The sequence below is a fragment of the Salmonella sp. SAL04196 genome (assembly GCF_046550835.1).
Lineage (GTDB): Bacteria > Pseudomonadota > Gammaproteobacteria > Enterobacterales > Enterobacteriaceae > Salmonella > Salmonella enterica.
Map to the genome: position 1 here is coordinate 20,790 of NZ_JBGDXE010000011.1, position 14,283 is coordinate 35,072.

At 53.6% G+C, this 14,283-nt stretch carries 12 protein-coding genes; 11 read left to right on the top strand and 1 reads right to left on the bottom strand.

Features of this window, described 5'->3' with window-relative positions; all coding sequences use genetic code 11:
- Window positions 1-56 precede the first annotated feature (56 nt).
- From atpF to glmS, 9 genes are all read left to right on the top strand, one after another.
- Window positions 57-527, top strand: coding sequence for a F0F1 ATP synthase subunit B (gene atpF, locus ACLJPE_RS22010; protein WP_001052212.1), 471 nt, complete (start codon window positions 57-59; stop codon window positions 525-527).
- A gap of 14 nt (window positions 528-541) precedes the next feature.
- A complete protein-coding gene (gene atpH / locus ACLJPE_RS22015; protein ID WP_001288957.1) occupies window positions 542-1,075 on the top strand; it encodes a F0F1 ATP synthase subunit delta in 534 nt (177 codons plus the stop codon).
- 12 nt (window positions 1,076-1,087) lie between these two features.
- Entirely contained in the window at window positions 1,088-2,629 is a 1,542-nt protein-coding gene (gene atpA / locus ACLJPE_RS22020; RefSeq protein WP_001176751.1) for a F0F1 ATP synthase subunit alpha, read from the top strand.
- A 50-nt stretch (window positions 2,630-2,679) separates the two neighbouring features.
- On the top strand, window positions 2,680-3,543 hold the full coding sequence (gene atpG / locus ACLJPE_RS22025; protein ID WP_000896506.1) for a F0F1 ATP synthase subunit gamma: 864 nt from the start codon (window positions 2,680-2,682) through the stop codon (window positions 3,541-3,543).
- A gap of 26 nt (window positions 3,544-3,569) precedes the next feature.
- Window positions 3,570-4,952 (top strand): F0F1 ATP synthase subunit beta, encoded by a 1,383-nt coding sequence (gene atpD / locus ACLJPE_RS22030; protein ID WP_000190499.1) that lies wholly within the window; start codon window positions 3,570-3,572, stop codon window positions 4,950-4,952.
- 20 nt (window positions 4,953-4,972) lie between these two features.
- On the top strand, window positions 4,973-5,392 hold the full coding sequence (locus ACLJPE_RS22035; RefSeq protein WP_001251971.1) for a F0F1 ATP synthase subunit epsilon: 420 nt from the start codon (window positions 4,973-4,975) through the stop codon (window positions 5,390-5,392).
- Between the two features lie 229 nt (window positions 5,393-5,621).
- Window positions 5,622-6,320 carry a Bax inhibitor-1 family protein gene (locus ACLJPE_RS22040; RefSeq protein WP_000009908.1) on the top strand — a complete coding sequence of 233 codons (699 nt, stop codon included), beginning with the start codon at window positions 5,622-5,624 and terminating at the stop codon, window positions 6,318-6,320.
- Window positions 6,321-6,639: 319 nt separating this feature from the next.
- Complete coding sequence (gene glmU / locus ACLJPE_RS22045) at window positions 6,640-8,010, top strand: bifunctional UDP-N-acetylglucosamine diphosphorylase/glucosamine-1-phosphate N-acetyltransferase GlmU (protein WP_000934846.1); 1,371 nt, start codon at window positions 6,640-6,642, stop codon at window positions 8,008-8,010.
- Window positions 8,011-8,198: 188 nt separating this feature from the next.
- On the top strand, window positions 8,199-10,028 hold the full coding sequence (gene glmS / locus ACLJPE_RS22050; protein ID WP_000334067.1) for a glutamine--fructose-6-phosphate transaminase (isomerizing): 1,830 nt from the start codon (window positions 8,199-8,201) through the stop codon (window positions 10,026-10,028).
- Window positions 10,029-10,177: 149 nt separating this feature from the next.
- On the opposite strand, the gene ACLJPE_RS22055 is transcribed toward glmS, so the two are convergent.
- Window positions 10,178-11,935: an SgrR family transcriptional regulator gene (locus ACLJPE_RS22055; RefSeq protein WP_023136903.1), complete on the bottom strand. Its 1,758-nt coding sequence runs from the start codon at window positions 11,933-11,935 to the stop codon at window positions 10,178-10,180.
- A gap of 94 nt (window positions 11,936-12,029) precedes the next feature.
- On the opposite strand from ACLJPE_RS22055, the gene ACLJPE_RS22060 reads away from it, so the two are divergent.
- Together ACLJPE_RS22060 and ACLJPE_RS22065 are read left to right on the top strand one after the other, a co-directional pair.
- Window positions 12,030-12,848 (top strand): shikimate 5-dehydrogenase, encoded by an 819-nt coding sequence (locus ACLJPE_RS22060; protein ID WP_001646865.1) that lies wholly within the window; start codon window positions 12,030-12,032, stop codon window positions 12,846-12,848.
- Window positions 12,849-12,896: 48 nt separating this feature from the next.
- Entirely contained in the window at window positions 12,897-14,270 is a 1,374-nt protein-coding gene (locus ACLJPE_RS22065; protein ID WP_023213860.1) for a fructose-specific PTS transporter subunit EIIC, read from the top strand.
- Window positions 14,271-14,283: the final 13 nt, after the last annotated feature.

Sequence of the window (14,283 nt, forward strand, 5' to 3'; positions counted from 1 at the left end):
GCGTTGCTTGAATTAAGAGCAATATCAGAAGGTTAACTAGATAGAGGCATTGTGCTGTGAATCTTAACGCAACAATCCTCGGCCAGGCCATCGCGTTTATTCTCTTTGTCTGGTTTTGCATGAAGTACGTATGGCCGCCGTTAATGGCAGCCATCGAGAAACGTCAGAAAGAAATTGCTGACGGTCTCGCTTCTGCTGAACGAGCACATAAGGATCTTGACCTTGCAAAGGCCAGCGCGACCGACCAGCTGAAAAAAGCGAAAGCAGAAGCTCAGGTAATCATCGAGCAGGCAAACAAACGCCGCGCTCAGATCCTGGACGAAGCCAAAACTGAAGCAGAACAGGAACGTACTAAAATCGTGGCGCAGGCGCAGGCGGAAATTGAAGCCGAGCGTAAACGCGCCCGTGAAGAGCTGCGTAAGCAAGTTGCTATCCTGGCTGTTGCTGGCGCCGAGAAGATCATCGAACGTTCCGTGGATGAAGCTGCTAACAGCGACATCGTGGATAAACTTGTCGCTGAACTGTAAGGAGGGAGGGGCTGATGTCTGAATTTGTTACGGTAGCTCGCCCCTACGCCAAAGCAGCTTTTGACTTTGCCGTTGAACACCAAAGTGTAGAGCGCTGGCAGGATATGCTGGCGTTTGCCGCCGAGGTAACCAAGAACGAACAAATGGCAGAGCTTCTCTCTGGCGCGCTGGCGCCGGAAACGCTCGCTGAGTCGTTTATCGCAGTCTGCGGTGAGCAGTTAGACGAAAACGGTCAGAACCTGATTCGGGTGATGGCTGAAAATAATCGTCTGAACGCGCTCCCGGATGTTCTGGAGCAGTTTATTCATCTGCGTGCCGCCAGTGAAGCTACCTCCGAGGTAGAAGTTACGTCGGCAACCGCATTGAGTGAAGAGCAGCTTTCGAAAATCAGCGCCGCGATGGAAAAACGTCTGTCACGCAAAGTGAAGCTGAATTGCAAAATCGATAAGTCTGTAATGGCAGGCGTTATCATCCGGGCGGGTGATATGGTCATTGATGGCAGCGTACGCGGCCGTCTTGAGCGCCTTGCAGACGTCTTGCAGTCTTAAGGGGACTGGAGCATGCAACTGAATTCCACCGAAATCAGCGAACTGATCAAGCAGCGCATTGCTCAGTTCAATGTGGTGAGCGAAGCTCACAACGAAGGTACTATTGTTTCTGTCAGTGACGGTGTTATCCGCATTCACGGCCTGGCCGATTGTATGCAGGGTGAAATGATCTCCCTGCCGGGTAACCGTTACGCTATCGCACTGAACCTGGAGCGCGACTCCGTGGGTGCGGTAGTCATGGGTCCATACGCTGACCTTGCCGAAGGCATGAAGGTTAAATGTACGGGTCGTATCCTGGAAGTTCCGGTTGGCCGCGGCCTGCTGGGACGTGTGGTAAACACCCTGGGTGCGCCAATCGACGGTAAAGGTCCGGTTGATAATGACGGCTTCTCTGCCGTTGAAGCGATTGCGCCGGGCGTTATCGATCGTCAGTCTGTCGATCAGCCGGTGCAGACCGGCTATAAAGCCGTTGACTCCATGATCCCAATCGGTCGTGGTCAGCGTGAACTGATCATCGGTGACCGTCAGACCGGTAAAACCGCGCTGGCTATCGACGCCATCATCAACCAGCGCGATTCCGGCATTAAATGTATCTATGTCGCTATCGGCCAGAAAGCGTCCACCATCTCTAACGTGGTGCGCAAACTGGAAGAACACGGCGCGCTGGCTAACACCATTGTTGTGGTGGCGACCGCGTCCGAATCCGCTGCGCTGCAATACCTGGCGCCATATGCCGGTTGCGCAATGGGCGAATACTTCCGCGACCGCGGTGAAGATGCGCTGATCATTTACGATGACCTGTCTAAACAGGCTGTTGCTTACCGTCAGATCTCCCTGCTGCTCCGTCGTCCGCCAGGACGTGAAGCATTCCCGGGCGACGTATTCTACCTCCACTCTCGTCTGCTGGAGCGTGCTGCGCGTGTTAACGCCGACTACGTCGAAGCCTTCACTAAAGGTGAAGTGAAAGGGAAAACCGGTTCACTGACTGCGCTGCCGATTATCGAAACGCAGGCAGGTGACGTTTCCGCGTTCGTTCCGACCAACGTAATTTCCATTACCGATGGTCAGATCTTCCTGGAATCTAACCTGTTTAACGCCGGTATTCGTCCTGCGGTTAACCCGGGTATCTCGGTATCCCGTGTAGGTGGCGCAGCCCAGACCAAGATCATGAAGAAACTGTCCGGTGGTATTCGTACCGCGCTGGCGCAGTATCGTGAACTGGCGGCGTTCTCTCAGTTTGCATCCGACCTTGACGATGCCACCCGTAAACAGCTTGACCACGGTCAGAAAGTGACCGAACTGCTGAAACAGAAACAGTATGCGCCGATGTCCGTCGCGCAGCAGTCTCTGGTTCTGTTCGCAGCAGAACGTGGTTATCTGGCGGATGTCGAACTGGCGAAAATCGGTAGCTTCGAAGCCGCACTGCTGGCTTACGTCGACCGTGATCACGCTCCGCTGATGCAAGAGATCAACCAGTCCGGTGGCTATAACGACGAAATCGAAGGCAAGCTGAAAGGCATCCTCGATTCCTTCAAAGCAACCCAGTCCTGGTAACGTCTGGCGGCTTGCCTTAGGGCAGGCCGTAAGGCATTGAGGAGAAGCTCATGGCCGGCGCAAAAGAGATACGTAGTAAGATCGCAAGCGTCCAGAACACGCAGAAGATCACTAAAGCGATGGAGATGGTCGCCGCTTCCAAAATGCGTAAATCGCAGGATCGCATGGCGGCCAGCCGTCCTTATGCAGAGACCATGCGCAAAGTGATTGGTCACCTTGCGAACGGTAATCTGGAATATAAGCACCCCTACCTGGAAGAGCGCGACGTTAAACGCGTGGGCTACCTGGTAGTGTCGACCGACCGTGGTTTGTGCGGTGGCTTGAACATTAACCTGTTCAAAAAGCTGCTGGCGGATATGAAGGCATGGTCCGATAAAGGCGTTCAGTGCGAACTCGCAATGATCGGCTCTAAGGGCGTGTCATTCTTTAATTCCGTAGGCGGCAACGTTGTCGCTCAGGTGACAGGTATGGGGGATAACCCTTCTCTGTCCGAACTGATCGGTCCGGTTAAAGTGATGTTGCAGGCCTACGACGAAGGCCGTCTGGACAAGCTTTACATTGTCAGCAACAAATTTATTAACACCATGTCTCAGGTACCGACGATCACTCAACTGCTGCCGCTGCCGGCGTCAGAAGATGATGATCTGAAGCGTAAAGCCTGGGATTACCTGTATGAACCCGACCCGAAAGCGTTGCTGGATACTCTCCTGCGTCGTTATGTGGAGTCTCAGGTTTATCAGGGCGTGGTAGAAAACCTGGCCAGCGAGCAGGCCGCGCGAATGGTGGCGATGAAAGCCGCAACCGATAATGGCGGCAGCCTGATTAAAGAGCTGCAGTTGGTATACAACAAAGCTCGTCAGGCCAGCATTACTCAGGAACTCACCGAGATCGTCTCGGGGGCCGCCGCGGTTTAACCAGGTTATTTCGTAGAGGATTTAAGATGGCTACTGGAAAGATTGTCCAGGTAATCGGCGCCGTGGTCGACGTCGAGTTCCCTCAGGATGCCGTACCACGCGTGTACGATGCCCTTGAGGTGCAGAATGGTAATGAGAAGCTGGTGCTGGAAGTTCAGCAGCAGCTTGGCGGCGGTATTGTGCGTACCATCGCGATGGGGTCTTCTGACGGTCTGCGTCGCGGTCTGGATGTAAAAGATCTCGAACACCCGATCGAAGTCCCGGTAGGTAAAGCCACGCTGGGTCGTATCATGAACGTTCTGGGCGAACCGGTCGACATGAAAGGCGAGATCGGCGAAGAAGAGCGTTGGGCGATTCACCGCGCAGCGCCTTCTTACGAAGAGTTGTCAAACTCTCAGGAACTGCTGGAAACCGGTATCAAAGTTATCGACCTGATGTGTCCGTTCGCGAAGGGCGGTAAAGTCGGTCTGTTCGGTGGTGCGGGTGTAGGTAAAACCGTAAACATGATGGAGCTTATCCGTAACATCGCGATCGAGCACTCCGGTTACTCTGTGTTTGCGGGCGTAGGTGAACGTACTCGTGAGGGTAACGACTTCTACCACGAAATGACCGACTCCAACGTTATCGATAAAGTATCCCTGGTGTATGGCCAGATGAACGAACCGCCGGGAAACCGTCTGCGCGTTGCACTGACCGGCCTGACCATGGCGGAGAAATTCCGTGACGAAGGTCGTGACGTACTGCTGTTCGTCGATAACATCTATCGTTACACCCTGGCCGGTACGGAAGTATCCGCACTGCTGGGCCGTATGCCTTCCGCAGTAGGTTATCAGCCGACTCTGGCGGAAGAGATGGGCGTTCTGCAGGAACGTATCACCTCCACCAAAACCGGTTCTATCACCTCCGTACAGGCGGTATACGTACCGGCGGATGACTTGACTGACCCGTCTCCAGCCACCACCTTTGCGCACTTAGATGCAACCGTGGTACTGAGCCGTCAGATCGCATCCCTGGGTATCTACCCGGCCGTTGACCCGCTGGACTCCACCAGCCGTCAGCTGGATCCGCTGGTTGTTGGTCAGGAACACTACGACACCGCGCGTGGCGTTCAGTCCATCCTGCAGCGTTATCAGGAACTGAAAGACATCATCGCCATCCTCGGTATGGATGAACTGTCTGAAGAAGATAAACTGGTGGTAGCTCGCGCGCGTAAAATTCAGCGCTTCCTGTCCCAGCCGTTCTTCGTGGCGGAAGTATTTACCGGTTCTCCGGGCAAATACGTTTCCCTGAAAGACACCATCCGTGGCTTTAAAGGCATTATGGAAGGCGAATACGATCACCTGCCGGAGCAGGCGTTCTACATGGTCGGTTCCATCGACGAAGCCGTGGAAAAAGCCAAAAAACTTTAACGCCTTAATCGGAGGGTGATATGGCAATGACTTACCACCTGGATGTCGTCAGCGCGGAGCAACAAATGTTCTCCGGTCTGGTCGAGAAAATCCAGGTTACGGGTAGCGAAGGCGAACTGGGGATTTACCCGGGGCACGCGCCGCTGCTCACCGCCATTAAGCCTGGTATGATTCGCATCGTTAAGCAGCACGGTCATGAAGAGTTTATCTATCTGTCCGGCGGCATTCTGGAAGTGCAGCCTGGCAGCGTGACCGTTCTGGCGGATACCGCGATTCGCGGTCAGGATCTCGACGAAGCGCGAGCCCTGGAAGCGAAGCGTAAAGCCGAAGAGCACATTAAGAGCTCGCACGGTGACGTGGATTACGCTCAGGCGTCTGCGGAACTGGCCAAAGCGATCGCTAAACTGCGCGTTATCGAGTTGACCAAAAAAGCGATGTAACACCGGCTTGAAAGCATAAAACCAGTCTGATTGCGGACTGGTTTTTTTTTATCCTCTCAATTTTTATTCGATAAACTAGCAACGACAAAAACAAGCGGCTGAAGGCGACGCGTTTTCAGCGACAGCGCTGTTTTCATTAAATCCTTCTTTCTGGCATTGGCATCTGCACATTGTGCGAAGAAGGAAGGAATGGATGCGTTTTTATTGCATAAAATGAGGGATTATTACTATGTCATTTCAGCCATCCTTTGCGGGTCCACAACCCGACTCAAGGATTGATCGTACTACCTTTATTCGTCGCGCTTATCTTCATCTCGCCGTCGCCATCGTCGGTTTTATCGTGTTGAGCGCGGCGTGGAGTTTTATAGGGGTCGGGGAGTATGCGCTTGATGTGCTGCTGGCTGGTGGAAGATATAGCTGGTTGGTTGTTCTCGGCGCTTTTATGCTGGTGGGAATGCTGGCGACCCGTCTGGCGGATAATGCGGGGACTAATCAAACGCAACTTATCGGGCTGGGGATTTATGTGTTGGCAGAATCCCTGATTTTTGCCCCCTTGTTAACGGTGGCGGCGTATATTAACCCGTCGAGTATTGGCGCGGCGGCAATAACGACTCTGTTGCTGGTCGGCGGCCTGACGTTTACCGCTTTTTCCATAAAAAAAGACTTTTCTTTTCTGCGCTCGTTTCTGACTATGGCTGGGTTCATTGCTTTTGGCGCGATTATTGCCAGCGTCATCTGCGGCTTCTCGCTGGGCGTCTGGTTTTCTGCGCTAATGGTACTGCTGTGCGCCGGGTTTATACTTTACGACACTTCTAACATTATTCACCATTACCCTACCGATCGCCCTGCTGGCGCGGCATTACATCTGTTTGCTTCTATCGCGACCATGTTCTGGTATATTTTGCGGATTTTTATGTCGCGTAATTAAGTAAAAAATACGCGCAACGGAAAACCAGCGGCCTCTGTCGCTGGTTTTTGCTTTTCTGACTCCCCTGCGCTTTATTACGTTATCTTCTTTATTTATGGAGTAAAAAAACAGCAAAAACATCGGACTACGTTGCCAATACGCGGGTATTTTTACTTTTCAGGAGACAAGAGGCGCGGTAATGAACGAAAATGATTCATTAGCAGGCGGGGATGTTATCCCGGTGAGCGTTTTATCCTTCTTCCATTTTACGATGAAAAAAATGTAGTATTTTCAACGTGAAACAGTATAAATTCGTTCTCAAATTACAGTCAGGACGCGTATGTTAAATAGTGCTATGAGCGTAGTGATCCTTGCCGCAGGTAAAGGCACGCGCATGTATTCCGATATTCCTAAAGTGCTGCACACGCTGGCGGGTAAACCCATGGTGCAGCATGTCATTGATGCAGCAACTAAATTAGGGGCCGCACAGGTTCATCTGGTCTATGGCCACGGTGGTGAGTTGTTAAAACAGACCCTGAAAGATGACAAGCTGAACTGGGTGCTTCAGGCGGAACAGTTGGGAACAGGTCACGCAATGCAGCAGGCCGCGCCCTTCTTTAGCGACGATGAAGATATTTTAATGCTTTACGGCGACGTGCCGCTGATTTCGGTTGAAACCTTACAGCGCCTGCGCGATGCCAAACCGCAGGGTGGTATTGGTTTATTAACCGTGAAGCTGGACGATCCGAGCGGCTATGGCCGTATTACGCGTGAAAACGGTAAAGTGACCGGCATCGTTGAACATAAAGACGCCACTGATGAACAGCGTCAGATCCAGGAAATTAACACCGGTATTCTGATCGCCAACGGCGCGGACCTGAAACGCTGGTTGTCTAAGCTGACTAACAATAATGCGCAGGGTGAATATTACATCACAGATATCATCGCGCTGGCTTATCAGGAAGGACGGGAAATCGCCGCGGTGCATCCGGCTCGCATCAGCGAAACGGACGGCGTGAATAACCGTCTACAGCTTTCTCGTCTGGAGCGTATTTACCAGGCCGAACAGGCGGAGAAACTGCTGTTATCCGGCGTTATGTTGCGCGATCCGGCTCGTTTTGATCTGCGCGGTAATCTGGCTCACGGACGTGATGTGGAAATTGACGCTAACGTTATCATCGAAGGTAACGTGACGTTCGGTCATCGTGTGAAGATCGGCGCGGGCTGCATTATTAAAAACAGCGTCATTGGCGATGACTGTGAAATTAGCCCATACAGCGTGGTGGAAGATGCGCATCTGGAAGCGGCCTGCACCATCGGCCCGTTTGCTCGCCTGCGTCCAGGCGCGGAGCTGTTAGCGGGCGCTCACGTCGGCAATTTTGTTGAGATGAAAAAAGCGCGTCTGGGTAAAGGTTCTAAAGCCGGTCATCTGACCTACCTGGGCGATGCGGAAATTGGCGACAACGTGAATATCGGCGCGGGGACCATCACCTGTAACTATGATGGCGCGAACAAATTCAAAACGGTTATTGGCGACGATGTGTTTGTCGGCTCCGATACCCAACTGGTGGCGCCGGTTACTGTTGGTAAAGGTGCCACCATCGCCGCAGGGACTACCGTCACCCGTAATGTAGCCGACAATGAACTGGTATTAAGCCGCGTGCCGCAGGTACATAAGCAAGGCTGGCAGCGTCCGGTGAAGAAAAAGTGATTTTGTAAGCCGGATAAGCGTCAGCGCCATCCGGCAGACCGGAGATGAGAGGATAAAATAATCCTCCGCTCCATGAGCAGTACTTATAAAAATAACCCCACTCTCTACAAGGCTCGGGGCGCCCGCAACAACGGGCATACAGGTCAGCGACAACGCATGGCGTAATGCCATAATCAGGAAATAAAACTATGTGTGGAATTGTTGGCGCTATCGCGCAGCGTGATGTAGCTGAAATCCTTCTTGAAGGTTTACGTCGTCTGGAATACCGCGGATATGACTCTGCCGGTCTGGCCGTGGTTGATGCAGAAGGTCATATGACCCGCCTGCGTCGCCTCGGTAAAGTCCAGATGCTGGCTCAGGCAGCGGAAGAACATCCTCTGCATGGCGGTACCGGTATTGCTCACACTCGCTGGGCGACGCACGGTGAACCTTCAGAAGCTAACGCGCATCCGCATGTTTCTGAACACATTGTGGTGGTGCATAACGGCATCATCGAAAACCATGAACCGCTGCGTGAAGCGTTAAAAGCGCGTGGCTATACCTTCGTTTCTGAAACCGACACCGAAGTGATTGCACACCTGGTAAACTGGGAACTGAAACAGGGCGGTACTCTGCGTGAGGCTGTTCTGCGTGCTATCCCGCAGCTGCGTGGTGCGTACGGTACAGTGATCATGGATACCCGTCACCCGGATACCCTACTGGCGGCACGTTCTGGTAGCCCGTTGGTGATTGGCTTGGGTATGGGCGAAAACTTTATCGCTTCTGACCAGCTGGCGCTGTTGCCAGTGACTCGTCGCTTTATCTTCCTTGAAGAGGGCGATATCGCTGAAATCACTCGCCGTTCGGTAAATATCTTCGATAACACCGGCGCGGAAGTAAAACGTCAGGATATCGAATCCAATCTGCAATATGACGCGGGCGATAAAGGTATTTACCGCCACTACATGCAGAAAGAGATCTACGAACAGCCGAACGCGATTAAAAACACCCTTACCGGGCGCATCAGCCACGGTCAGGTGGATTTAAGCGAGCTGGGGCCGAACGCCGACGAACTGCTGTCGAAGGTTGAGCATATTCAGATCCTCGCCTGCGGTACGTCTTACAACTCCGGTATGGTTTCCCGTTACTGGTTTGAATCGCTGGCAGGTATTCCGTGCGACGTTGAAATCGCCTCTGAATTCCGCTATCGCAAATCTGCCGTGCGCCGTAATAGCCTGATGATCACACTCTCCCAGTCTGGCGAAACGGCAGATACCTTAGCGGGCCTGCGTTTATCCAAAGAATTGGGCTACCTCGGATCGCTCGCCATTTGTAACGTGCCCGGCTCTTCGCTGGTACGTGAATCCGATCTGGCGCTGATGACCAACGCGGGTACGGAAATTGGCGTAGCATCTACCAAAGCCTTCACCACCCAGTTAACCGTGCTGTTGATGCTGGTGGCGAAACTGTCTCGCCTGAAAGGTCTGGATGCGTCCATTGAGCATGATATCGTGCATGGCCTACAGGCGCTGCCGAGCCGTATTGAGCAGATGCTGTCGCAGGACAAACGCATCGAGCTGCTTGCAGAAGATTTCTCCGACAAGCATCACGCGTTATTCCTCGGTCGTGGCGATCAATATCCGATTGCGCTGGAAGGCGCGCTGAAGCTGAAAGAGATCTCTTACATTCACGCGGAAGCCTATGCTGCAGGCGAGCTGAAACACGGGCCGTTGGCGCTGATTGACGCCGATATGCCGGTGATTGTGGTGGCGCCGAACAACGAACTGCTGGAGAAACTGAAATCCAACATCGAAGAAGTTCGCGCGCGTGGCGGTCAGTTGTACGTCTTCGCCGACCAGGATGCGGGTTTCGTCAGCAGCGACAACATGCACATCATTGAGATGCCGCATGTAGAAGAAGTGATCGCGCCTATCTTCTACACCGTTCCGCTGCAACTGCTGGCGTATCACGTGGCGCTGATTAAAGGCACCGACGTTGACCAGCCGCGTAACCTGGCGAAATCGGTTACCGTAGAGTAAGTCAAATGTAGTACCAGGCAGAAGGCCGTCGATAGACGGCCTTTTTTTGTGCACCGTGACAGGCGCTGTTCTTTCTCTATGGTGGCTGAAGAGCGACTAAGAGGTGCTACGCCGGCCTGCGCTACGGGCACCCGGTCACATTCTCTTCTTTAAGGCCCTGGCTCAATCCAGGTGGATCGGAAATCAAACCACCCCAGGTTATTCAGGTGGATCCCCCTGGCCCGGTCGGGGCCTTTGAGTCGCATCCAGTGGTGAAAAAGCGGTTGTAGCCAGCCTGAACGGGTGGTTTCCCTGACCAGTTGTTCCGCGCTGATTGTTTCGGCATGCCACTGGGTTTCCCATTGGGCCAGCAGCGCATCATCCCCACCGCTGATGGCGTGGCGCAGTAAAGGGGAGCCCAGCAGCCATGTACCGACGTTCCACTCTTCGGGAATGGGGAAATTAACTGTCCCCAGCCAGAGATCAACCTCGGCCTTGCCGCTTGCCCAGTCATCATAATTCAGTGCAACGCCCTCAAGTAAAATGCCCTGCTGGCGCATGATCTTTTGCATGATATCCAGAAGCATTGGAAATTCAGGGTGCTGATCGTGATAGGCCAGACGCAGTTTCGCGTAGGGCGACGACGAGATAAAAGGTGAACAGGCCGGGCCCGCCTCAATAGTATGAAACCAGGAGGACAGCAGGCTGCCGCCCGGTACCCAGAAGGGGCGAATTGCCTCACTCAGATGCTGGAGTATGGCGTAAGGGCTGAGTGTTTCCCGCAGCCAGCGGCGATGTTCGGCGGTATGCCAGTGCGGGGAGCGGCTGTCGCATAATAAAAAATAGCCTCCACGCTCAAGAAACATCTCGCGCAGGTTGTCAGAAGGTTTGCCCGCTACCTGGCTAAGCCGTCCGGAAACGTAATCCTCATCGCTCAGGCTGGAGCTGAGCCAGGCTGCCGTGTCGTTATCCGACAGCGATTCCGCCAGGTTGTCTGTCTCCGTTAAATTCGGCCAGATAAAGACCTCCACTTCATCCAGCAGCCCGCGCAGACCGAAATAGTGGTCAAAGGCCTTCATTTGCAGATGAAAGCCATTGTTTTCCACCACCTCATAAGGGCCAGTCCCCACAGGATGTGCCGGGAAATCAGCGCGTTGTGTATGGTTAGGCGGTAGGATCATGGCATCAATATGGCTGAGCAGCAGCGGCAGTCGGTTATCCGGGTGCGCCAGCGTAATTTCAAGGCTCAGCGGCCCGGTGGCCTGAATGGTCTGCAAGTGCGAGAACAACGGCAGCTTAGCGCTGCGGGTCAGTGAAGCGATAACCGCGTCGATCGTCAGCTCCTGACCATCATGCCAGAGGACGGCGGGGCGCAGATAAAAACGCCAGCGCAGTGGATCAATCTGCCGCCAGTGGTGGGCAAGATCGGCTTCGACTTCACCTTTTTCCTCATTTATGCGCGTCAGGCCGCTAAAAATCTGCCTGACCAGATGCTGTTCAGAGCGACGCAGCGGCGTGCCGGGGCACAGCGACGGCATTGTCCGGTAATAGGGGATGCACAGCCGCTGATAGTCTGCCCGCACGCTATAGCCCAGTTTTGAGCGCAGCAGTTGCGCCACCTGGTGCTTATTTTTACCCAGCAGTTGAATGGCCTGATCAACATGACCAGACTCCAGTAACTGCTCCGCCTTTTCGCTTAACAGCTGTTCTGGTTTATAGCGCAGGTGAAGCCGGGCGCGATGCCCACGTCCGGCCTGTGATTGCCAGATGAGCCACTTTGCCTCCTGCATCTGAAGCAACAGATTACGCATATGCCGCCGGGTGCAGAACAACACATCCGCCAGCTCCTGTAGCGTCACGCTAACGGGCTTGTCGCCATAGTGCTGGAGTAGCTTTAAGTATTTTTGTTCAGTGTGCCGGGTTGCCATAAAAGGTGAAATTTCCCGAACGGGAATGAGCAATTTTTAATATCCCCTTTTTAGCCGATGATTTTCTCTATCGCAACTTCTATGAGGATTCATCATGACAAAGCGCATTAATAAAGACACTCAGGTCTGCATGTCCCTGGCGGCACGCCCAAGTAACTTCGGTACACGCTTTCACAACTATCTGTACGAAGCGCTGGATCTCAATTATCTCTACAAAGCCTTTTCGCCGACCAATCTTACGCAGGCCATTAGCGGCGTGCGCGGTCTGGGGATCCGTGGGTGCGCGATCTCTATGCCGTTTAAAGAAGCCTGCATTCCGCTGGTGGATGAACTGGATGCTTCTGCTCAGGCCATTCACTCAGTTAATACCATTGTGAATACCAATGGCCATCTGAAGGCGTACAACACCGATTACATTGCAATAGCTCGCTTGCTGGCGAATTACAAGGTCTCTCCCGACCTGGTATTTGCTTTGCGTGGCAGCGGTGGTATGGCAAAGGCGGTGGCCTGCGCGCTGAAGGATGCGGGGTTTACCCGTGGTTATATTGTCGCGATTGATGAAGCGTCAGGTAAACAACTGGCCGAACTCTATGGCTATGAATGGCGCCCGGATACCGACGGTATTGAAGCCGATTTGTTAATTAACGCCACGCCTATCGGAATGGCTGGCGGTAATGATGCCGACAAACTCTCTTATTCCGAACAGGAAGTGGATAAGGCGAGCGTTATCTTTGATGTGGTGGCGCTACCGCCCGTCACGCCGCTAATCCGCTACGCCCGTGAACGCGGTAAAACCGTGATTACCGGTTCCGAAGTGTTTGCTATTCAGGCCGTGGAGCAATTTGTCCTTTATACCGGGATTCGCCCGGATGACGCGCTGTTCCAGAAAGCCGCGGCCTGGTCACGTCTGTAACATTTTTTCCCGCTTTTTCTTTAAATTAAAAGAACAGGGTACCCTACTATGACTAAAAAAATTGTTGCTGTGACGGCCTGTCCGACGGGCGTCGCCCATACCTTTATGGCGGCAGAAGCGTTGGAAATTGAAGCCCGCAAGCGTGGTGACTGGATCAAGGTTGAAACCCGCGGTTCCGTCGGGGCGAAGAACACGCTGACCGCGGAAGAGATAGCGCAGGCGGATGTGGTGATTATCGCGGCGGATATTGAACTGGATCTGTCAGGCTTTGTTGGCAAAAGACTCTATCGCACCAGTACCGGCGCGGCGTTAAAAAAGAGTGCGCAGGAAATGGATAATGCTTTCAATAGCGCCGAGGTCTATCAGGGGAGTGCCGGGCGCTCTTCTTCAGCTGGTAAAACAGAGCTACCCGGCGTTTATAAGCATTTAATGACCGGCGTATCCCATATGCTTCCTTTGGTGGTGGCGGGAGGGTTGTGTATCGCGCTCTCTTTTGTCTTCGGTATCCAGGCTTTCAATGAGCCGGGCACGCTGGCGGCTGCGTTATTTCAAATCGGCGGTAAGGCGGCCTTTGCGCTGATGGTGCCGGTACTGGCTGGGTTTATTGCCTTCTCAATTGCCGATCGTCCGGGTCTGGCCCCGGGGCTTATTGGCGGGATGTTGGCCAGCCTGTGCGGCGCTGGTTTCCTGGGTGGGATTGTGGCCGGTTTTCTGGCCGGTTACAGCGTACGGTTTCTTGCGCAAAATATTAAGCTGCCGGCGTCAATGGAAGCGCTTAAGCCTGTGCTGGTTTTGCCGCTACTGTCTACGCTGGTTACCGGCCTTATCATGATTTACGTGGTGGGTGGCCCCGTTTCTGCGGTGATGGAAGGGCTGACGACGTTCCTGGGGAATATGACCTCTACGAATGCTATCTTGCTGGGAATGTTGCTGGGCGCAATGCAAGGTTTTGACCTTGGCGGGCCGGTGAATAAAGCTGCGTATACCTTCGGCGTTGGTTTACTGGCTTCTCATTCTTATATGCCAATGGCGGCTATTATGGCGGCAGGGATGGTACCGGCATTAGGAATGGGCGTCGCAACCTGGGCGGCCAGAGCGAAATTCAATGCCGCTGAGCATGAAGCGGGTAATGCATCTTTTATCCTGGGGCTGTGCTTTATCTCTGAAGGGGCGATTCCCTTCGCCGCGCGAGACCCGATGCGCGTCATCCCTTCCACGATGGTCGGTGGCGCAATCGCCGGGGGTCTGTCCATGTATTTCGGTTGTACACTGATGGCGCCACACGGCGGCCTCTTTGTCCTGGCGATCCCGCATGCGGTGGAACATGTGATGCAGTACCTGCTCTCGATTGCCCTGGGCACGATTGTCTGCGGCCTGATGTACGCGCTATTGAAACCGTCTGTGGTTGCGCAAACAGTTTAATTCATCTCCCCCT